Consider the following 21859-nt stretch of genomic DNA (forward strand, 5'->3'; position numbering starts at 1 on the left):
ACTGATGCGACCTGTCTTTATTTCATTCTGCTCTCTACCACTTCCCAGTCGATGATGCTCCATACCGCTTCGATATGGTCGGCACGTCTGTTCTGGTAATCCAGATAGTAAGCGTGTTCCCACACGTCGATACCGAAGATCGGAGTGTATCCTCTCCGTACCGGATTGGAGCCGTTGGCTTCCTGTGTGATCACTAATTTACCTTCTTTATCGATGGATAAGAAAGCCCATCCCGATCCGAACAAGGTTAAGGATGCCTCCGTAAACTTCTTTTGGAAAGCCTCGAAGCTACCGAAATCGCGATTGATGGCTTCGGCAAGTTTGCCCTTAGGAGCGTTATGCTCTGTCTGAGGCTTGAATTGCAGGAAGTAAAGTTCATGATTCAGCGCTTGACCGGCATTGTTGAAAATAGCACCGTCGGGGGCTGTTTTAACAATCTCCACAATGCTTTTTCCTTCGTATTCCGTACCTACTATAAGTTTGTTCAATGTATTTACATAGTTCTGTAAATGTTTACCGTAATGATATTCAATTGTCTGCTGGCTGATTACAGGTTCCAATGCATTCTGTGCATAGGGAAGCTTTGGTGTTTCAAAACTCATAAGTGTAATGCTTAAAAATGTAAAAACTAATGTTGATAAAATCGCTTTCATACAAGTGAATTTATAAATTTATCCGTTACAAAGATACGCACTTTCGGATAAAAAACCAAATGTCGACTCGGATATCTTTAAAGAGTTGGATATTTTTTATTGATCAAAAAGGATTTGCATGACTTCAAGTGACTTTATCTCCGGAAAATCAGATAGATGGAGGCGGTAGTAGTCGAGAATATGGCGGATGATACGCGTACGTTCTGTTCGGGAAAAAGTGAACACCGACATATTTTGGAAATTCATTTTTAACAAACGGGCGAAGACGAGGCTCTCCTCCCTGCTTAAATAATGATTGTGTTCGGGAAGAGTACTCGAAAATGTACCATTCAACAGATCAAAATATTGTCCTTCGGCATACAGTTCTTTATTGGGATGGATGCCAAGGTAGTTCGAGAGGCGGAATAGAAATGCGAGATGAAAGTTGGCGACGCCTTCGTCGGCAATTTCGAGCCATCGGATGGCATGATACACGTAGTTGAACAAGGGTCTGTTCGCTTCTTTTTCCTGGATAACCCGGTAGAGAACTTCGGACAGGAACAAGGCTTCGGCGTTCTTTACAGGGTGCTGATGGAGTTGCATCGCCGGAAAGGCGGGCCGGGCTTCGCATATGCGTTGAATCTCTCTGTTGTTCAGATGTTCCACTTCCATGTCAAGGACGGAAAGAGGCATCAGAAAAGCATGCGGAATCTTTGTTTTCTTACGGTGCGAGTTCGTCACCATGTAAGCAATACGTCCGAATTCTTCCGTGTACACAGTGATGATCATGTACTTGTCGTTGTACGGAAGAGTGTGTAATACAATTCCCTTTGTCTTATACAGCATCCCGATGCAAAAATAGTAAAAAAACGGATGTGGATGTCTGTTGGTTTAAATCGTTTGTTTTTATGAAGCTGTGTTTGTTTTGAGATTTTGATGCGATTAGCCTGTGATGGCAGAAGGCTGTCTATTCATTGTTGAAGTAATTTTCTATATAGAATTTATCAGTCAAATATTTTTCCTGCCACATTGGATTTTGCTTGTCAAGTAGAATACCCTCTGCAAATCCGATAGCATAAAAACTAACGCGTTTATCTTTTTCTAATTTTGAAGTCGCTATAGAGTTTAACTCAGATAAATAAAACTTGTCCTTCAAACTATTAAAAGGTGTAAAGTCTTCTATCTGTGCCATTTCGGGCGTCGGAATATAATTATCTAACGCTTTTATGAATTTATATTCAGTATATCTTGCAATACCTTCTTGCCATATTTGAAACGAAAAATAGCGATAATCAGAAGGACTTAGTGCGTTTTTAAGTCTTTTCCTTTGTGTTAAGTAGTTTCTAAAATCTTTCTTAAAAGACTTCTTTTCTATACTAGAAATCACCTTGAGTAATGCGGAAGTGTATTTTTTGAATTGTTCAATAACATTTGAATTGTCATAAGGGAAAGCGTAATTTAATTGCCACATTCCGGTTTCGTCATCACCAGATAAATCCAATGCATTTACTTTGTCATAATAGTGCTGTGAAGTAAATTGATATTGATGGAAATGTTCGTGTAATAAGGTAATTGTCCAATCAGATGAGTTCTTGTTTGTTTTTTCAGGTGTTCCAACAACGATGCAATTCACCCCATTTACTGCTGGAAAGGTAGCTAAATAGAAATCGGGAAATAGTCTTTTCCTGTATAGAATTTTTGTGTTCAATATTTTATCATCTTCTGATAGTTTAAAATCATCTGATGGATAAGGGTGATTAACCAAAAATTCAAGGCTGTCTGTTACAAGTAATATCACAAAAGGAACTTTATTTATTCCATTCCAGATTTTTTCTCCCATTTGTTTGGAAATATTGATGGCTTCTCTAATTCTGATTTTATCTTCGTACCTCATCTTAGGGGTATCTTGTCCATAAGCAAAAGAGAGTGAACTTAAATACACCATTAGAAAAAATGTTATTTTTTTCATTTTCTACTATTTATTTTTTTGTGCTTACTTATAATGCCACAAATATATGGAGTTTTATTTATCTAATACATATGTTATTCTTTTATTTTTAGGGTATGTTTAAAAATAAGATGCTCTTGCTACAAACTATTTATATATATAAAATCATGTCTATATAAATTTGTTGAGTTCTCTTCATGGGTTTGTCGGGCAAATACTTTTTCCGATATGACGGCATTATGTGGAAATTGCTTACTTTTGCACATTCGTAATAAGTATTCAAATTCGTCTAAATATATGTCGGAACGAAAAGTAAGAGTGCGTTTTGCACCCAGTCCAACGGGGCCGCTTCATATCGGCGGTGTACGTACAGCCCTGTATAATTATTTGTTTGCCAAACAGCATGGCGGGGAGATGATTCTTCGTATCGAAGATACGGACACACAGCGCTTTGTGCCTGGTGCGGAAGAGTATATCATCGAGTCGTTTCAATGGCTTGGCCTTCCTTTCGACGAGGGTGTGGGTTATGGAGGAAAGTTTGGCCCTTACCGTCAGAGCGAACGGAAAGAGATTTACAAACAGTATGTAGACCGATTGCTGAATGCGGGACGGGCTTATATCGCTTTCGATACGCCCGAAGAGCTGGAAGCCAAGCGAAAGGAGATTCCGAACTTCCAGTACGATGCCTCGACCCGGATGCAGATGCGTAACTCCCTGACACTTTCGGCTGAGGAAGTGAAGTCTCTGATCGATGCGGGACACCGTTATGTGGTGCGTACGAAAATCGAACCGGACGAAGACATCCATGTGAACGATCTGATACGTGGTGAAGTTGTTATCAATAGTTCGATCCTTGACGATAAGGTGCTGTATAAATCGGCCGATCATTTGCCGACGTATCATCTGGCGAATATCGTGGACGACCATTTGATGGAGATTACTCACGTGATTCGCGGGGAGGAGTGGCTCTCGAGCGCTCCGTTGCATGTCTTGCTTTATCGTTATCTCGGTTGGGCCGATACGATGCCTTGCTTTGCACATCTGCCATTGCTCCTTAAACCCGAAGGGGGAGGGAAGCTGAGCAAGCGCGACGGAGACCGTTTGGGCTTTCCCGTCTTTCCGCTCGAATGGCATGACCCGAAGAGCGGCGAAGTGTCATCGGGATATCGTGAGAGCGGCTATCTGCCCGAGGCCGTTATCAATTTTCTGGCACTGCTCGGATGGAATCCCGGAGATGATCGCGAACTGATGGCGATGGACGAACTGACCGCACTTTTTGACCTGGCCCATTGCAGCAAGAGCGGTGCGAAATTCGACTACGAGAAAGGCAAATGGTTCAATCATCAATATATCCGTAAGCGCAGCGATAAAGATATCGCCGCCATGTTTCGCCCTGTTCTCGAGCAGCACGGTGTTGTCGGTACGGATGAGGCTTATGTCGAAAAAGTCGTCGGACTGATGAAAGAGCGCGTGAGTTTCGTGCCCGAGCTGTGGGAGCAGACGTATTATTTCTTTGTCGCTCCGGAAACATACGACGAGAAGACGCGCCGGAAACGCTGGAAGGAAGACAGTGCCGCACAGTTGACGGAACTGATCGAGGTGTTACGCCCTCGTGAGCCGTTTGATGTAGAGGGTACCGAAGAATATGTGAAAACATGGATTGCAGGGAAAGGGTACAATCTCGGGAATATCATGAATGCCGCACGTTTGGCGCTTGTGGGGCAGGGCATCGGGCCGCAAGTGTTTCATATCACCGAAGCGATCGGTAAGGAAGAGACGATTCGGAGAATCGGCCGTGCGATAGAAGTGTTAGGTTGATGCGTCACGTTTATACACTGGCATTGCATCTGTATGCGTTTGCCGTCGAACTGTCTTCGTTCTTCCATCGTAAGGCGCGGATGACCCGCGTGGGGCAGTGGCATACCAACGGCATCCTTCGGAAGAAGATCGATCGAAATGCCCGATATATCTGGTTTCATGCCGCCTCGCTCGGTGAGTTTGAGCAGGGGCGTCCTTTGATGGAGGCGATTCGCAAGCGTTATCCCGACTATAAAATTCTGTTGACGTTCTTTTCGCCGTCCGGCTACGAAGTGCGTAAGAATTACGACGGGGCGGATGTGATCTGTTATTTGCCCTTCGATACGCCGTATAAGGTGAGGAAGTTTTTGCATCTGGCCAATCCGGCGGTGGCAGTCTTTATCAAATACGAGTTTTGGCTGAACTATCTGACGGAGTTGAAAAAAAGAAAGATCCCGACGTACCTCGTCTCCGGTATTTTTCGGCGTGAACAGCTGTTTTTCAAATGGTACGGAAGCTGGTACAAGAAAGCGCTTACCTGTTTCGAGCGTCTGTTTGTGCAGGACGAAGCCTCGCGAAGCCTGCTGGCGGAGTTCGGGATTACGAACGTTCAGGTGTGCGGAGATACGCGTTTCGACCGGGTGATGGCCGTGCAGCGGCAGGCACGCGAGCTTCCCGCGGTGAAAGAATTTGCAGGAGACGGAACTTCGCTGATTCTGGTCGCAGGCAGTTCATGGCCCGAAGACGAGTCGATCCTTATTCCGTATTTTAATACGCATCCGGAAGTGAAACTGATCATTGCGCCGCATGAAATTCCACGGGAACATCTGCTGTATATCGAATCACTGCTCCATCGTCCTTCCATTCGTCTCTCCGAGACGAACGATCAGCCGGTGTCCGGTAAGGACTGTCTGATTATCGACAGCTTCGGTTTGCTGTCGTCCATCTATCGTTACGGAGAGGTGGCTTATGTGGGGGGCGGGTTCGGAAAAGGGATCCACAACACGCTTGAAGCGGCTGTTTACGGTATCCCGGTGTTGTTCGGACCCAGATATCAGAAATTTCGCGAAGCGCATGAACTGATTGCCTGCGGAGGAGGATTCTCTTTACAGAATGAAGCCGCGTTTATAATCCGCATGGATGAATTTATCCGTAATCCGGCTCAACGTGCGAAAGCCGGACAAATCGTCGGTGATTATGTCCGGCGGAACAGCGGTGTAACCGACCGAATCCTTGGGGAAATGCGTTTATGACCGTTACTTCTCCCTGAATATCCGGTCATTATCGAGCAGGGTGCGGGTGTCTTGAATAAATTGGAGGTAATTTTCCCGTTGTCCGGATGGTAGCGGAAGCGTATCGGCTACCGAGGGGGGAAGAATGCGATAGTTCGGCATGGAAACCCATACCGGCGTATAGTACGGACAAATCGAGATTTGTCCATTTCTCTTTTCAATATTGAGCGTAACGATCAGTCCCCCGTCTTTGTATCGGTCACGCTGGTTCGATACGAAGTTGCCCAGCGAGTAGACTGTCACGGAACGGATGGTGCTGTCCGTATCGTATCCGGCTTCGAAAGGCTGGATCACGTGCGGATGACTGCCCATCACGATTTCCGTCCCATAGCGATGACATAGCTCCGCCAGCATCCGTTGAGTATTGTTGGGTTTTCGTACGTACTCATCTCCCCAGTGAAAGAACACGATGATACAATCCGTTTCGGAGCGGTCGATTCCCTTTAAATCGTTTTGAATGACTGTCGTGTCGATCAGGTTCACGATCGTTCCTTCAGGGATGGGGACGCCATTGGTATCGTATGTATAGTTGAGCAGGGCAAACCGGATACCCTTGACCTCGAAGCGCAACGGGTGGTTCATCCGATATCGCGTACTGTCGATAAACGCACCGGTGTGAACGATACCCAGCGAGTCGAAACGCGCCGTCATGTACCCGATTCCTGCTCGCCCGTTGTCACAAATATGGTTGTTGGCCATCACCACGGCGTCCATGCCGATATCGTGAAGGGCATCCGCCAGTTGTGCCGGAGAGCGAAACATCGGATAGCCTGTATAACGGGAAGTAGGCGTGAGTGTTGTTTCGAAGTTTAACATGGCAAAGTCCGCCTCTTCGAAGATCGGTTTGACGTAACGAAACGTTTCCGAATAGTCGAAGGTCCCGTCCGGCCGACGGGCCGCACGAACCTGTGGCATGTGTTGCATCAGATCACCGGCAAAGACGAGCCTTGCCCGTTGCGGTTCGCCGATCTGCAGCACTGTGTCCTCGGGCAATGCGGAGCTCTTCTCTCGAGTCAGAGCATGCCATGCTACATAGCCCGTAACGGATGCAATGAATGTGAGTGCCGGAATCAGAAGATTCCTGGAAAAAGGATGCATCATTCTTCCAATTTATACCAGGAAGCGTACATGTGGTAATTCCGTGCGATCTTCTGATTGATTTCTTTCGATTGCTCGGGGTCTACTTTCTTCACGAACTTCGCGGGTGCTCCGGCATAAATACTCCCCGGCTCTACCTGAGTATGGCTTAGTACGACCGATCCTGCTGCCACGATGGCACCCTCACCGATCACTGCGTGATCGAGCACTACGGCGCCCATCCCGATCAGCGCACCGTCACATATCTTGGCGCCGTGAATGGTGACATTATGTCCGACGGATACATTGTCGCCGATCTCGATCGTCGATTTTTCATATAAGGTATGCAGTACCGAGCCGTCCTGTATATTGACCCCGTTCCCGATACGGATCGAGTTTACATCGCCGCGTAATATCGCACCGAACCAGATACTGCATCCTTCGCCAATCACCACATCTCCGATAATGGTTGCGTTGTCTGCCAGATAAGTGTCTTTCCCGATCAAGGGTACGAAGCCCCGAACTGATTTTATAAGTGCCATTGTTTTATTGTTATGGATGAATTTGTCTGTATGGATTGGGTACAAAGATAGATAAAAAGAACGGAAGTTGTTTATTCGGTTAAAAATATATCGGAATGTTTTGTAAGTAATAAAACTATCCGTACTTTTGTGCCCGATTTTTACGGATGAAATAAAATAAGCATTAAAATAAGAGTTTATGATTGTAGTTCCATTAAAAGAAGGCGAAAGCATCGAAAGAGCATTGAAGAAGTTCAAAAGAAAGTTTGAAAAAACAGGGGTTGTAAAAGAGCTAAGAAGACGTCAGGCTTTTACCAAACCTTCCGTTGAAAAAAGGAAAGAACGTATTCGTGCGATTTACGTGCAGCAATTACAGCAAGCCGAAGAGTAATCATTCGTTTTTTTACTCCTTTTTTTGGTTTAATAAAAAAATCTCCTTATATTCGTCGCATTAAAACAATGCGACGTGAATGTTTTTATTAAGCCATTTTTAAGTTACCTTCGCTATGAGAGGGGGTATTCGGCTCATACTGTAATGGCATACGAGCATGATTTGCTTCAGTTTGAGTCGTTTGTCCATGCGAATGCGGAAGGAGCAGTGATTGACGTTCGGTTGATCGATGCTGATTGTGTTCGTTCGTGGATGGTTTCTCTTTTAGACAAGTCAATGGCTCCCGGATCAGTCAACCGCAAATTGAGTTCGCTGAAATCATTCTTTAAGTTTTTGCTGAAGCAGGGGGTATTGTCTGAAAGTCCCGTACGTTTGGTGGTGGGACCCAAGCAGTCTCGTCCGTTACCTTTCTTTGTGAAAGAGAAAGAGATGGCTGATTTGCTTGACGGTCCATCTTTCGACTCTGATTTTGAAGGCAGGCGTGACCGTCTTCTGCTTGAAATGTTGTATCAAACAGGTCTGCGACGCTCGGAACTTGTCGGAATTCGGTATGCCGATATTGATATGGAAGCCATGCAACTCAGGGTAAACGGCAAGCGCAATAAGCAACGTATCATTCCGTTTGCAGGGCGTTTGAAAGAGATGATACTTCATTATATCTCGTTGAAAGAGAGAGTGATTTCTACCGATGATGCAAGGTATCTCTTTGTGCGAAAAAACGGCGAACCTTTGACGGGGTCCATCGTCTATCATATAGTTCGAAAGCGGCTGTCCGGTATCCCGATGTTGGCAAAATGCAGTCCGCATGTGCTCAGGCATTCATTTGCAACGAGTATGTTGAATGACGGAGCGGAGTTGAATGCCGTGAAAGAGCTGCTCGGACACGGCAGTCTGGCTTCTACCTCTGTTTATACGCATATCACTTTTGAAGAACTAAAAAAAATGTATCATGCTCATCCGAGAGCGAAAAAGTAAGGAGGTAAATTATGGAAATTAGAGTTCAAGCAATTCATTTTGACGCAACCGAACGTTTGGAGGCGTTTATTCAGAAAAAAGTTTCGAAGCTGAATCAGTATCATGACGGTATTTTGGACGCAGAGGTGACCTTGCGTGTCGTGAAGCCGGAATCGGCTCAAAACAAACAGGTTGGTGTTCGTTTAAAAATAAAGAACAACGACCTTTTTGCCGAGAAAGTCAATGATACATTCGAGGAGGCGGTTGATGATGCTGTTGTTGCTTTAGAGAAGCAATTGATTAAAGTAAAAGAAAAAAGCAGGGCAAAGTAAAAAAAAGAAAGTAGAAATTTGCTACGTAATAAAATAATGTCTAAATTTGCAGCCGTTTCGCTTACCACGAAGCGGCTCATTTTATGCTAAAGGCCTCTTTAGCTCAGTTGGCCAGAGCACGTGATTTGTAATCTCGGGGTCGTTGGTTCGAATCCGACAAGAGGCTCGAAAGAGAAGAGGGGGGTGAAGTGAATGGAAAAGATGGTTTTTGAACGAATGGCTATTATAATTATAGTACGTGCGTACATTAGAAAATAATGGTGCGTTTATGAACGGATGTGTAACGCCTGTGTAGCTCAGCGGTAGAGCACTTCCTTGGTAAGGAAGAGGTCCCGAGTTCAAGTCTCGGCACCGGCTCGGATAAATAGAAAAGAAGAAGGAAATTATTAATTATTACATAAAAGACAATTTGAGTTATGGCAAAAGAACATTTTAACAGGACAAAACCGCATGTAAACATCGGTACGATCGGTCACGTTGACCATGGTAAAACGACCTTGACAGCTGCTATTACAACTGTTTTGGCGAAGAAAGGTCTTTCCGAGCTGCGTTCGTTCGATTCGATCGATAACGCTCCGGAAGAAAAGGAAAGAGGTATTACCATTAATACGTCGCACGTGGAATATGAGACGGCAAACCGTCACTATGCACACGTAGACTGTCCGGGTCACGCCGACTATGTGAAGAATATGGTAACGGGGGCTGCTCAGATGGATGGCGCTATCATCGTTGTGGCTGCTACCGACGGTCCGATGCCTCAGACTCGCGAACATATCTTGTTGGCTCGCCAGGTGAACGTTCCTCGTTTGGTTGTGTTTATGAACAAATGCGATATGGTGGACGATGCTGAAATGCTGGAGCTTGTAGAAATGGAAATGCGCGAACTGCTTTCGTTCTATAATTTCGATGGCGATAATACTCCTGTTATTCAGGGTTCTGCCTTGGGTGGCTTGAATGGAGATGCTAAATGGGAAGAAAAGATCATGGAGTTGATGGATGCCGTCGATTCTTGGATTCCGCTGCCTCCGCGCGATGTGGATAAACCGTTCTTGATGCCGGTGGAAGACGTGTTCTCGATTACGGGACGTGGTACAGTAGCTACGGGACGTATCGAAACGGGAGTGGTCCACACGGGAGATGAAGTGCAGATTATTGGTCTGGGTGCTGACGGAAAAAAATCCGTGGTAACAGGGGTTGAAATGTTCCGTAAGATTCTGGACGAAGGTCAGGCCGGAGATAACGTGGGTCTGTTGCTCCGTGGTATTGACAAGAATGAAATCAAGCGCGGTATGGTGCTTTGCCATCCGGGGCAGGTTAAGCCTCACTCCAAGTTTAAGGCGGAGGTTTATATCTTGAAGAAAGAAGAAGGCGGCCGTCATACGCCGTTCCACAATAAATATCGTCCGCAGTTCTATATCCGTACGCTGGATGTGACGGGTGAGATCACTCTGCCGAGTGGCGTGGAGATGGTTATGCCCGGTGATAACGTGACAATCGAGGTGGAATTGATCTATCCGGTAGCATGTAATATCGGTTTGCGTTTCGCCATCCGTGAAGGAGGCCGTACGGTAGGTGCCGGTCAGATTACGGAATTGTTGGATTAAGTTTTAACAGCATACAGTCGATTGGTTCATAACGGTCGACTGTGCTTTACGGAAGTAGCTCAGTCGGTAGAGCACTGGTCTCCAAAACCAGGTGTCGGGAGTTCGAGCCTCTCCTTCCGTGCAATAAATAACGAATAATGAAGAGAGTAATAGCTTATATCAAAGACTCGTATAACGAGCTTGTACATAAGGTTTCTTGGCCGACGAAAGCCGAGCTGTCAAATAGTGCTGTCGTTGTTATGTTTGCTTCCCTTATCATAGCAGTACTTATTGGCGCCATTGACTTCGGATTTGAGGCTGTGATGAAATTCATCTACAGTTTATAGGTTTTTTTGTAATGTCAGATTCTCAACAAAAATTCTATGTTCTCCGCGCAATCAGCGGGAAGGAGAATAAGGTGCGTGAATATCTGGAGGCTGAAATGAGAAATTCGGACTTGGGAAATTATGTTTCACAAGTGCTTATTCCAACAGAGAAGACGTTTACCATGCGTAATGGCAAAAAGGTCGTCAAAGAGCGCGCCTATTTGCCGGGATACGTATTGGTGGAGGCCAATCTGGTGGGCGAGGTGATCCATCGTTTGCGCGAGATACCCAATGTGATCGGATTTTTGGGTGGGGTGGAACACCCTATTCCTTTGCGTCCGTCGGAGGTGAGTCGTGTGTTAGGGACACTGGATGAATTACAGGAGCAACCGGAAGAACTCGATGTTCAGTATGATGTAGGTGAGACCGTGAAAGTGACGTATGGCCCTTTCAACGGCTTCAGCGGTATCATTGAAGAAGTGAATGCGGAGAAAAAGAAACTCAAGGTGATTGTTAAAATCTTTGGACGTAAAACGCCCCTTGAATTAAGTTATGTACAAGTAGAGAAAGAATAGTCGTGGTTACGAATGATGGGTTCTTTTTCAAGATATGAATTAAATATTAAATTAAAAAAAGATGGCGAAAGAAATTGCTGGACAAATTAAATTACAGATAAAAGGAGGAGCAGCCAACCCTTCTCCTCCTGTTGGACCTGCATTGGGCTCCAAAGGGATAAATATCATGGAGTTCTGCAAGCAATTCAATGCCAGGACCCAAGACAAGGCCGGTAAGGTGTTGCCTGTGGTAATTACCTATTATGCGGATAAGACGTTTGACTTCGTTGTAAAGACACCGCCTGTTGCTGTGCAGCTGCTTGAGGCCAGCAAGCAAAAGAGCGGGTCGGCACAACCTAACCGTAAGAAAGTGGCGCAAGTCACTTGGGATACGGTGAAGGCCATTGCTGAAGACAAGTTGGTCGATCTGAACTGCTTTACCGTTGAATCTGCGATGAAGATGGTCGCCGGTACAGCGCGAAGCATGGGGATTACGGTCACTGGAACATTCCCGGAAACGAACCATTAAAAGTCGATTGGAAGATGAGTAAAGTAACGAAAAATCGGAAATTGGCGGCGGGTAAGCTTGAAGAAGGGAAAATGTACACATTGCAGGAAGCTTCGGCATTAGTCAAAGAAATCACGACAACTAAGTTTGATGCTTCGGTAGATGTGGATGTTCGTCTCGGTGTTGACCCCCGTAAATCCAACCAAATGGTGAGAGGGGTAGTATCGCTTCCTCACGGGACAGGTAAAGAAACAAGGGTTCTTGTATTGTGTACTCCTGATAAAGAAGCCGAGGCAAAAGCGGCCGGAGCCGATTATGTAGGACTGGATGAGTATATCGAAAAAATCAAAGGCGGATGGACCGATATCGATATTATCATCACGATGCCCGCTATCATGGGTAAAATTGGTGCATTAGGACGTGTCTTGGGCCCTCGCGGCTTGATGCCGAATCCTAAAAGCGGAACCGTAACGAATGAAATTGGGAACGCCGTGAAAGAGGTGAAACAAGGTAAAATCGATTTTAAAGTCGACAAAGCCGGAATCGTTCACTCTTCTGTCGGTAAAGTATCTTTTAGCCCGGAGCAGATAAGCGGAAATGCGAAAGAATTTATTTCAACGCTTATCAAATTGAAACCGTCGGCAGCCAAAGGTACTTATATAAAGAGCATTTATCTTTCCAGTACAATGAGTCCGGGAATAAAGGTTGACCCGAAAACGCTTGAAGATTAATTACTTTAAAGTTTAGGAACAGATGAAAAAGGAAGATAAAGGTATCGTTGTTGAACGGCTGGCCGAAACATTGAAAGCGTATGGAAACTTCTACTTGACGGACATCGAAGCCTTGGATGCGGAGAAGACGAGTGCGTTGAGAAGGGTTTGTTACAAGGAAAATGTGAAGTTAGTCGTTGTAAAAAATACTTTGTTTAAAAAAGCTTTGGAGTCCATGGACACGGACTACTCGGCATTGTATGAAACCCTCAAGGGGAATACGGCCGTTATGTTTTCGAACGTGGTGAATGCTCCGGCTCGCTTGATGAAGGATTTTACGAAAGGCATGAAAGGAGAGGTTAAGCCTCAACTGAAAGCTGCCTATGTACAGGAAAGTTTCTACATTGGGGCAGAAAATTTGGATGCTTTGGTCAATCTGAAGAGCAGAGAAGAGATGATTGGAGATGTGATTGGATTGTTGCAGTCGCCGATCAAGAATGTGATGTCTGCTTTGCAATCTTCATCCGGACAGGCAATTCATGGTATTTTACAAACGCTCGAGAAGAGATAAAAATTTAATTAATAGAATAATAATCATTTAAATCATACAAAAATGGCAGATTTGAAAGCTTTTGCAGAACAATTGGTAAATCTTACCGTAAAGGAAGTGAGCGAATTAACGACGATTTTGAAAGAAGAATACGGCATTGAACCGGCTGCGGCAGCCGTAGCGGTAGCAGCCGGTCCGGCTGCCGGTGCCGCCGCCGCCGAAGAGAAATCTTCTTTTGATGTGGTACTGAAATCCGCCGGTGCTAATAAGCTGGCAGTCGTTAAATTAGTGAAAGAATTGACCGGTCTGGGCTTGAAAGAAGCAAAAGATATGGTTGACGGTGCTCCGAACAACGTCAAAGAAGGTGTGGCTAAGGCCGAAGCTGAAGATTTGAAGAAAAAGTTGGAAGAAGCAGGAGCAGAAGTTGAGCTTAAATAGTGTCTATGGCCTGATAAACAGGTGATATGGTTAAGTCTCCCCGTACGTCGGGGATTCTTAACCTTTTTGCGTCTATTTCATTACAAGTTCAAAAACAATTCCTAACTACTAACTAAATGTCTTCTGCAGCTCAAACTCAAAGGATAAATTTTGCTTCGATCAAGAACTTCCTTGCTTATCCGGACTTCCTCGAAGTACAATTGAAGTCATTTCAAGACTTTTTACAACTTGATACGCCGCCCGAAAAAAGAAAAAAGGAAGGTTTGTATAAAGTGTTTTCCGAAAACTTCCCGATTGCCGATACACGAAATAATTTTGTGCTGGAGTTTTTGGATTATTATGTAGATCCGCCTCGGTATTCCATTGATGAATGCATTGCACGCGGACTGACATACAGTGTTCCGTTAAAGGCTAAACTTAAATTGTATTGTACCGATCCGGAGCATGAAGATTTCGATACGGTGATTCAAGACGTCTATCTGGGACCGATACCTTATATGACTGATCGGGGTACGTTTGTGATAAACGGAGCCGAACGTGTCGTCGTATCACAATTGCACCGTTCGCCCGGTGTGTTTTTCGGACAAAGTACGCATGCCAACGGAACGAAATTATATTCTGCCCGTATTATTCCGTTTAAAGGCTCATGGATCGAGTTTGCAACGGATATCAACAATGTCATGTATGCGTATATCGACCGTAAGAAAAAGTTACCCGTAACGACGTTGTTGCGTGCAATCGGTTTCGAGAGTGACAAGGATATTCTCGAAATATTCAATCTGGCAGAAGAAGTCAAAGTAACCAAAACGAACTTAAAGAAATATGTCGGGCGGAAGTTAGCGGCTCGCGTGTTGAAGACCTGGGTGGAAGATTTTGTCGATGAAGATACGGGTGAAGTTGTTTCCATCGAACGAAATGATGTTGTTATCGACCGTGAAGCGGAATTAAGCGAAGACAGTATTCAGGAAATTATAGATTCTGGGGTGCAATATATCCTGTTGCATCGTGAAGATCAGAATCTGGCTGATTATGCGATCATTTACAATACGCTTCAGAAAGATCCGAGCAATTCCGAGAAGGAAGCCGTATTGTATATTTATCGTCAATTACGTAATGCGGAGCCGGCGGATGAAGCCAGTGCTCGAGAAGTGATTACGAACCTGTTCTTCTCCGAAAAGCGTTATGATTTGGGAGATGTGGGGCGTTTCCGTATAAATCGTAAGTTAGGATTGACCACCGGCGAAGACATCCGGGTTCTAACGAAAGAAGATATTATTGAGATTATCAAATATCTGATTGAATTGATCAACTCGAAGGCGGTGGTAGATGATATTGACCATTTGAGTAACCGTCGTGTCCGGACGGTCGGTGAACAGCTATACAACCAGTTCGGAATCGGTTTGGCGCGTATGTCGCGTACGGTTCGTGAACGGATGAATGTTCGTGATAACGAGGTTTTTACACCGATTGATCTGATCAATGCCAAAACGATTTCGTCGGTTGTGAACTCTTTCTTCGGGACGAATGCGCTGTCGCAATTTATGGATCAGACGAACCCGTTGGCAGAGATTACCCATAAGCGTCGTTTGTCGGCCTTAGGTCCCGGAGGCCTATCGCGCGAGCGTGCCGGATTCGAGGTGCGTGACGTTCACTATACGCATTACGGACGTCTTTGTCCGATTGAAACGCCGGAAGGCCCGAATATCGGATTGATTTCTTCGCTTTGTGTGTATGCGAAAATCAATGAGTTGGGATTCATCTCGACTCCTTACCGTAAGGTCGAAGAAGGAAGGGTAAACTTTTCGGAGGAGGCCTTGGAGTATTATACCGCAGAAGAAGAAGAAAGCAAAATCGTAGCACAAGGAAACGCTCCGCTGGATGATCACGGACGTTTTGTGCGTGATAAGGTGAAATCGAGATATGAGGCCGATTTTCCTGTGGTAGAGCCGGAGAAAGTCGACTTGATGGACGTTGCTCCGACTCAGATCGCTTCGATTGCGGCGGCGCTGATTCCTTTCCTTGAACATGACGATGCGAACCGCGCCTTGATGGGATCGAACATGATGCGTCAGGCCGTACCGTTGATTCGTACCGATGCCCCGATTGTCGGAACCGGTATTGAAGCGCAGGTAGCCCGTGATTCTCGTACCCAGATTATCGCAGAAGGAGAGGGCGAAATCGTCTTTGTTGATGCTACCTGTATCAAGATTAAATATGACCGTACGGAAGACGAAGAATTTGTAAGTTTTGAAGATGCGGTGAAGACGTATACCATTCCGAAATGGCGGAAGACGAACCAAAGTACAACGGTCGATTTGCGTCCGATTTGTCGTTGCGGTCAACGGGTAAAAGCCGGAGACATCTTGACGGAAGGCTATTCGACGCAAAACGGGGAACTTGCCTTGGGACGCAACGTCAAGGTCGCTTATATGCCCTGGAAGGGATATAACTATGAGGACGCTGTAGTGCTGAATGAACGCATGGTACGTGAGGATTTCTTTACGTCGGTTCATGTGGATGAGTATATTTTGGAGGTACGTGAAACGAAGCGTGGTATGGAAGAATTGACTTCCGATATCCCCAACGTGAGTGAGGAGGCCATCAAAGACCTTGACGAACGCGGTATCATTCGTGTAGGCGCACACGTTAAACCCGGGGATATCCTGATCGGAAAGATCACCCCGAAAGGAGAGTCCGATCCTTCTCCCGAAGAAAAATTGTTACGTGCAATATTCGGAGACAAGGCCGGCGACGTAAAAGACGCTTCGTTGAAGGCAACGCCCTCGTTGCAAGGAGTCGTTATCGAAACGAGCCTGTTCTCGAAGATGATAAAAAAACGCAATTCTCGTATGTCCGATAAGGCGGTGCTGCCGAAATTGGACGAAGAATACGAAGAGAAGATGGGCACATTGAGAAGTTTGCTTGTCGATAAGTTGCAGGAGCTCACAAACGGTAAGACCTCGCAGGGCGTAAAGGACTATCTGAATACGGAGGTGATTGCCCGTGGTGCCAAGTTTTCGCGTAAAGCCTTGGAAGAATTGGACTATAACACGGTGCAAGTAAGTAAATGGACGACCGACGCCCATAAAAATGAGTTGATCAAGCAGCTGATTGTTAATTATCTGAAGAAGTATAAAGAATTAGATGCCGAGTTGCGCAGGAAGAAGTTCGATCTCACGATTGGAGACGAGTTGCCTACGGGAATCGTGCAGATCGCAAAAGTTTACATTGCCAAGAAACGTAAGATTCAGGTCGGCGATAAGATGGCTGGACGTCATGGGAACAAAGGCATCGTTTCGAAGATTGTACGTCAGGAAGACATGCCTTTCCTTGAGGATGGCACACCGGTGGATATTTGTTTGAATCCGTTGGGTGTACCTTCACGTATGAACCTCGGACAGATCTTCGAAGCCGTCTTAGGATGGGCAGGAAAGACACTCGATGTGAAATTTGCTACGCCGATATTCGACGGGGCGTCGATCGACGATTTGAATGAATGGACTGATAAAGCAGGCCTCCCGCGTTATGGTAAGACTTACTTGTATGACGGCGGTACGGGAGAGCGTTTCGATCAGCCGGCAACGGTGGGAGTCACGTACTTCCTGAAGCTGGGACACATGGTCGACGATAAGATGCACGCTCGTTCCATCGGCCCCTATTCGTTGATTACGCAGCAGCCCTTAGGAGGTAAGGCACAGTTTGGCGGTCAACGCTTCGGAGAGATGGAGGTCTGGGCAATTGAGGCCTTCGGTGCCGCTCATATCTTGCAAGAAATCCTGACGATCAAATCGGACGATGTGGTCGGCCGTTCGAAAGCGTATGAAGCGATTGTGAAAGGAGAGAATATGCCTAAACCGGGTATTCCCGAGTCGTTGAATGTTTTGCTTCATGAATTGAGAGGCCTTTGTTTAAGTCTTACATTAGATTAAAAGATAACTCTTTATAAAATAGAAAAATATGGCTTTTAGAAGAGAAAATAAGATAAAGAGTGAGTTCACGAAGATTACCGTCGGATTGGCTTCGCCGGAAGAGATTCTCGAAAACTCGTACGGAGAAGTATTGAAGCCGGAAACGATCAATTACCGTACATACAAACCCGAACGCGACGGTTTGTTTTGTGAACGGATTTTTGGCCCGGTGAAAAATTACGAATGTTATTGCGGAAAATATAAGCGTATTCGTTATAAGGGGATTGTCTGTGATCGATGCGGTGTGGAAGTGACGGAAAAGAAGGTGCGCCGCGAGCGTTCCGGACATATTCAGTTGGTTGTTCCGGTGGCGCATATCTGGTATTTTCGTTCTTTACCGAATAAGATCGGTTATCTGTTGGGACTGCCTACCAAGAAAATGGATTCGATCATCTATTATGAACGGTATATCGTGATTCAGAAAGGGGCCGCGGAAGGTGTCAATGACATGGACCTGTTGTCCGAGGAAGAATATCTGAATATCATCGATACTTTACCGAAAGAAAATCAGATGCTTGAGGACACCGACCCGAACAAGTTTATCGCAAAGATCGGGGCAGAAGCGATTTACGACTTACTTGTTCGTTTGGATTTGGATACCTTATCCTACGATCTGCGTCATCATGCAACAACAGACACTTCGCAGCAACGAAAGAATGAAGCGTTGAAACGTTTGCAGGTCGTTGAATCGTTCCGTGCGTCGAAAGGTCGGAATAAGCCGGAGTGGATGATTATTAAGGTGGTTCCCGTTATCCCGCCGGAATTGCGTCCGCTTGTTCCGCTCGATGGAGGCCGTTTTGCCACCTCCGATTTGAACGATCTGTATCGTCGTGTGATCATCCGTAACAATCGTCTGAAACGGTTGATCGATATCCGTGCCCCGGAAGTCATTCTTCGAAACGAAAAACGAATGTTGCAGGAGGCTGTCGATTCATTGTTCGACAACTCGCGCAAGTCGAGCGCTGTGAAAACGGATGCCAACCGTCTGCTGAAATCGCTTTCAGACAGTCTGAAAGGAAAACAGGGACGATTCCGTCAGAATCTGTTGGGAAAACGTGTCGACTATTCCGCACGGTCGGTGATTGTCGTCGGACCTGAGTTGAAAATGCACGAATGCGGTCTGCCGAAAGGCATGGCTGCTGAGTTATATAAGCCGTTCATCATTCGTAAATTGATCGAACGGGGCATTGTTAAGACGGTCAAATCCGCCAAAAAAATCGTAGATCGCAAAGAGCCGGTCGTATGGGATATTCTGGAATATGTGATGAAAGGACATCCGGTATTGCTGAACCGCGCTCCGACATTGCACCGTTTGGGTATTCAGGCCTTCCAGCCCAAGCTCATCGAAGGGAAGGCAATACAGTTGCATCCTCTGGCTTGTACGGCGTTCAATGCCGACTTTGACGGTGACCAGATGGCGGTCCATTTGCCGCTCGGTAACGAAGCCGTGCTTGAAGCGCAGATGCTGATGCTCGCTTCACATAATATTCTGAATCCCGCCAATGGGGCCCCGATTACGGTACCTTCTCAGGATATGGTGCTCGGTTTGTATTATATCACAAAACTTCGGCATGGAGCGAAAGGCGAAGGACTTGTTTTCTACGGACCTGAGGAGGCAATGATCGCATACAACGAGAAAAAGTTGGATATTCATGCGCCGATTAAGGTCTATGTGAACGACTTGAATGAGGAAGGCGGAATGGTCAGAAAGATGGTGGAAACGTCTGTCGGTCGTTTGATGGCCAATGAATATGTACCGGATGAAGTTGGATATATTAATGAGGTTTGGGGAAAGAAAGCCCTGCGCGATATCATCAGCCGTGTGATCAAAGTGTGCGGTGTGGCGCGTACGGCGCAGTTCCTTGACGACATCAAGAATCTGGGGTATTATATGGCCTTCAAAGGCGGTTTGTCATTCAATCTGGCCGATGTGCTGATCCCACCGGAAAAGGACGAGATCGTGAAAGAAGGGTATGATGAAGTGGAACAGATTACGGCGAACTATAACATGGGCTTCATCACGAATAACGAACGTTATAATCAGATTATCGATACGTGGACACACGTCAACAGCCGTTTGTCGAAGACCCTGATTGAGCAACTCAGCGCTGACGATGACGGATTCAACTCCATCTATATGATGATGGATTCCGGGGCACGCGGATCGAAAGAACAGATTCGTCAGCTCTCGGGAATGCGCGGATTGATGGCCAAGCCGCAGAAGAGCGGAAGTGAGGGCGGACAAATCATTGAAAACCCGATTTTGTCGAACTTTAAAGAGGGATTGTCGGTGCTGGAGTACTTTATCTCGACGCACGGCGCCCGGAAAGGGTTGGCGGATACGGCGCTGAAGACAGCTGACGCCGGTTACTTGACCCGTCGTCTTGTCGACGTTTCACATGATGTGATCATCAATGAGGAGGACTGCGGCACATTGCGCGGGCTGACTTGTACGGAATTGAAAAACAATGAAGAAGTGATTGCATCGCTTTACGAACGCATCCTCGGTCGTGTATCGGTTCACGATGTTATTCACCCGATTACGGGAAAAACCATCGTTAAGTCGGGCGAGGAAATTCGAGAGGAGCAAGCAATGGAAATTCAAAACTCACCGATTGAAAGTGTAGAAATTCGCTCGGTACTGACTTGTGAGTCGAAGAAGGGCGTTTGTGCGAAGTGCTATGGGCGTAACCTGGCAACGGGACAAATGGTGCAGAAAGGTGAAGTCGTTGGTGTCATTGCCGCACAGTCTATTGGTGAGCCGGGAACACAGTTGACGCTTCGTACGTTCCACGTCGGCGGTATCGCATCGAATATTGCGACGGAGAACAGTTTGGTTTCGAAATACGACGGAGTACTTGAGATTGATGAGCTGCGTGCCGTCGATTCGGAAACGGAAAAGTGCAAGATCGTAGTCAGTCGTTTGGCGGAGCTGCGTATCGTAGATCCTCATACGAAAATTATCTTGCATAATCATAATATCCCTTACGGTTCGAAGCTATTCTTCGAGCATGGAGCAACCGTTCGGAAGGGAGATAAGATTATCGAATGGGACCCGTTCAATGCGGTGATTGTTTCCGAAGTTGCAGGAAAGATTACTTTCGAAAGCATGGATGAAAATGTGACGTATAAGATTGAAAGTGATGAAACGACCGGATTGAAAGAGAAGATCATCATCGAGTCGAAAGATAAGACGAAGGTACCGGCTGCGCATGTTTTGGATGCTGAGAATCAGCTATTGAAGAATTATTCATTGCCTTTGGGTGCTCATGTGGTCAAGGAAGAAGGCGACATGATCAAAGCGGGTGAGGTGTTAGTAAAGATTCCGCGTGCGGTGGGTAAAACCGGTGATATTACAGGTGGATTGCCGCGTGTTACGGAGTTGTTCGAGGCGCGTAACCCGTCTAATCCGGCGATTGTTTCGGAGATTGACGGTGAGATCAGTTTTGGAAAAATCAAACGCGGTAATCGTGAAATCATGGTAACTTCGAAGCTTGGAGAGGTGAAGAAGTACATGGTTCCCTTGTCGAAACAGTTGCTGGTGCAGGAAAACGATTACGTACGCGCCGGCATGCCGCTCTCCGACGGCGCGATTACTCCATCCGATATTCTGGCGATCAAAGGCCCTACGGCCGTTCAGGAATATATCGTGAACGAGGTACAGGATGTTTATCGTCTGCAGGGAGTGAAGATTAACGACAAGCATTTTGAGGTGATCGTTCGTCAGATGATGCGCAAGGTCGAAGTCGTGGATCCGGGAGATACTCGTTTTCTCGAACAGCAGGTCGTTGACAAGCTCGAAGTGATGGAAGAGAACGACCGCATCTGGGGTAAGAAAGTGGTGACGGATGCCGGTGATTCGGGAACGCTTAATGCGGGACAGATTGTCACGGCGCGTAAACTTCGTGACGAAAACAGTATGCTCAAACGTCGTGACAAAAAACCGGTAGAAGCGCGGGATGCCGTTCCTGCAACAACGAATCAGATCCTGCAGGGAATCACACGCGCAGCTCTGCAGACCTCCAGCTTTATGTCGGCCGCCTCATTCCAGGAGACAACCAAGGTGCTGAATGAAGCGGCGATCTGTGGAAAAATCGATCGTCTCGAGGGGTTGAAGGAAAATGTGATTTGCGGTCATTTGATCCCGGCCGGAACCGGGCAGCGTGAATATGAAAAACTGACCGTTGGCGCCAAGGAGGAATTCGACCGGATTGCGGCCAGCCGTGCCAATGTGGTCGATCTTTCGGAGGTAGAGATGGATAAGTAAAGGTTCATTCC

At 46.2% G+C, this 21859-nt stretch carries 19 protein-coding genes and 3 tRNA genes; 17 read left to right on the top strand and 5 right to left on the bottom strand.

Translation table 11 applies throughout. The features are described from left to right. Positions 1–17 precede the first annotated feature (17 nt). From Tanf_RS04505 to Tanf_RS04515, 3 genes are all read right to left on the bottom strand, one after another. Positions 18–602 carry a superoxide dismutase gene (locus Tanf_RS04505; protein ID WP_014225258.1) on the bottom strand — a complete coding sequence of 195 codons (585 nt, stop codon included), beginning with the start codon at positions 600–602 and terminating at the stop codon, positions 18–20. A gap of 147 nt (positions 603–749) precedes the next feature. Next, entirely contained in the window at positions 750–1478 is a 729-nt protein-coding gene (gene recO, locus Tanf_RS04510; protein WP_046825032.1) for a DNA repair protein RecO, read from the bottom strand. Positions 1479–1599: 121 nt separating this feature from the next. Then, positions 1600–2601 carry a hypothetical protein gene (locus Tanf_RS04515; protein WP_140230701.1) on the bottom strand — a complete coding sequence of 334 codons (1002 nt, stop codon included), beginning with the start codon at positions 2599–2601 and terminating at the stop codon, positions 1600–1602. A 276-nt stretch (positions 2602–2877) separates the two neighbouring features. On the opposite strand from Tanf_RS04515, the gene gltX reads away from it, so the two are divergent. Further along, positions 2878–4398 (top strand): glutamate--tRNA ligase, encoded by a 1521-nt coding sequence (gene gltX, locus Tanf_RS04520; RefSeq protein WP_046825034.1) that lies wholly within the window; start codon positions 2878–2880, stop codon positions 4396–4398. Then, a complete protein-coding gene (locus tag Tanf_RS04525) occupies positions 4398–5630 on the top strand; it encodes a 3-deoxy-D-manno-octulosonic acid transferase (RefSeq protein WP_046825035.1) in 1233 nt (410 codons plus the stop codon). The genes gltX and Tanf_RS04525 overlap by 1 nt, the downstream gene beginning before the upstream one ends. A 3-nt stretch (positions 5631–5633) precedes the next feature. Here Tanf_RS04525 and Tanf_RS04530 read toward each other — a convergent pair whose 3' ends face one another. Together Tanf_RS04530 and Tanf_RS04535 are read right to left on the bottom strand one after the other, a co-directional pair. Beyond that, complete coding sequence (locus Tanf_RS04530) at positions 5634–6770, bottom strand: CapA family protein (RefSeq protein WP_236684384.1); 1137 nt, start codon at positions 6768–6770, stop codon at positions 5634–5636. Beyond that, positions 6767–7288, bottom strand: a complete 522-nt coding sequence (locus Tanf_RS04535) for a gamma carbonic anhydrase family protein (protein WP_046825109.1) — start codon at positions 7286–7288, stop codon at positions 6767–6769. Before Tanf_RS04535 ends, Tanf_RS04530 begins: the two co-directional genes overlap by 4 nt. A 178-nt stretch (positions 7289–7466) precedes the next feature. Between Tanf_RS04535 and rpsU the strand changes: the two genes are divergently transcribed. The 15 genes from rpsU to rpoC all read left to right on the top strand — a co-directional run bounded on the left by rpsU (position 7467) and on the right by rpoC (position 21848). Continuing rightward, positions 7467–7658, top strand: a complete 192-nt coding sequence (gene rpsU, locus Tanf_RS04540) for a 30S ribosomal protein S21 (RefSeq protein WP_014225266.1) — start codon at positions 7467–7469, stop codon at positions 7656–7658. A 75-nt stretch (positions 7659–7733) separates the two neighbouring features. Next, positions 7734–8633, top strand: a complete 900-nt coding sequence (locus tag Tanf_RS04545) for a tyrosine-type recombinase/integrase (protein ID WP_046825036.1) — start codon at positions 7734–7736, stop codon at positions 8631–8633. Between the two features lie 11 nt (positions 8634–8644). Continuing rightward, positions 8645–8944 (top strand): ribosome hibernation-promoting factor, HPF/YfiA family, encoded by a 300-nt coding sequence (hpf, locus tag Tanf_RS04550; RefSeq protein WP_014225268.1) that lies wholly within the window; start codon positions 8645–8647, stop codon positions 8942–8944. 92 nt (positions 8945–9036) lie between these two features. After that, a tRNA-Thr gene (locus Tanf_RS04555) sits at positions 9037–9110 on the top strand. 119 nt (positions 9111–9229) lie between these two features. Then, positions 9230–9301: transfer RNA gene (locus tag Tanf_RS04560), tRNA-Thr, on the top strand. 59 nt (positions 9302–9360) lie between these two features. Continuing rightward, positions 9361–10548, top strand: coding sequence for an elongation factor Tu (gene tuf / locus Tanf_RS04565; RefSeq protein WP_014225269.1), 1188 nt, complete (start codon positions 9361–9363; stop codon positions 10546–10548). A 48-nt stretch (positions 10549–10596) separates the two neighbouring features. Further along, positions 10597–10669, top strand: a tRNA-Trp gene (locus Tanf_RS04570). A gap of 16 nt (positions 10670–10685) precedes the next feature. Then, a complete protein-coding gene (gene secE / locus Tanf_RS04575; RefSeq protein WP_014225270.1) occupies positions 10686–10874 on the top strand; it encodes a preprotein translocase subunit SecE in 189 nt (62 codons plus the stop codon). 11 nt (positions 10875–10885) lie between these two features. Further along, a complete protein-coding gene (gene nusG / locus Tanf_RS04580; protein WP_014225271.1) occupies positions 10886–11428 on the top strand; it encodes a transcription termination/antitermination protein NusG in 543 nt (180 codons plus the stop codon). A 61-nt stretch (positions 11429–11489) separates the two neighbouring features. Next, the gene (rplK, locus tag Tanf_RS04585) at positions 11490–11936 is read left to right on the top strand and encodes a 50S ribosomal protein L11 (protein WP_014225272.1); all 447 of its coding nucleotides are present in this window, start codon (positions 11490–11492) and stop codon (positions 11934–11936) included. Positions 11937–11950: 14 nt separating this feature from the next. Further along, complete coding sequence (gene rplA, locus Tanf_RS04590; protein WP_014225273.1) at positions 11951–12646, top strand: 50S ribosomal protein L1; 696 nt, start codon at positions 11951–11953, stop codon at positions 12644–12646. 22 nt (positions 12647–12668) lie between these two features. Further along, positions 12669–13196, top strand: a complete 528-nt coding sequence (gene rplJ / locus Tanf_RS04595; protein WP_014225274.1) for a 50S ribosomal protein L10 — start codon at positions 12669–12671, stop codon at positions 13194–13196. A 42-nt stretch (positions 13197–13238) separates the two neighbouring features. Beyond that, positions 13239–13613 carry a 50S ribosomal protein L7/L12 gene (gene rplL / locus Tanf_RS04600; RefSeq protein WP_014225275.1) on the top strand — a complete coding sequence of 125 codons (375 nt, stop codon included), beginning with the start codon at positions 13239–13241 and terminating at the stop codon, positions 13611–13613. A 116-nt stretch (positions 13614–13729) separates the two neighbouring features. Further along, the gene (gene rpoB, locus Tanf_RS04605) at positions 13730–17542 is read left to right on the top strand and encodes a DNA-directed RNA polymerase subunit beta (RefSeq protein WP_014225276.1); all 3813 of its coding nucleotides are present in this window, start codon (positions 13730–13732) and stop codon (positions 17540–17542) included. A 28-nt stretch (positions 17543–17570) separates the two neighbouring features. Then, on the top strand, positions 17571–21848 hold the full coding sequence (rpoC, locus tag Tanf_RS04610) for a DNA-directed RNA polymerase subunit beta' (protein WP_014225277.1): 4278 nt from the start codon (positions 17571–17573) through the stop codon (positions 21846–21848). The last annotated feature ends 11 nt before the right edge of the window (positions 21849–21859 follow it).

Source organism: Tannerella forsythia (assembly GCF_001006485.1).
Classification (GTDB): Bacteria; Bacteroidota; Bacteroidia; order Bacteroidales; family Tannerellaceae; genus Tannerella; species Tannerella forsythia.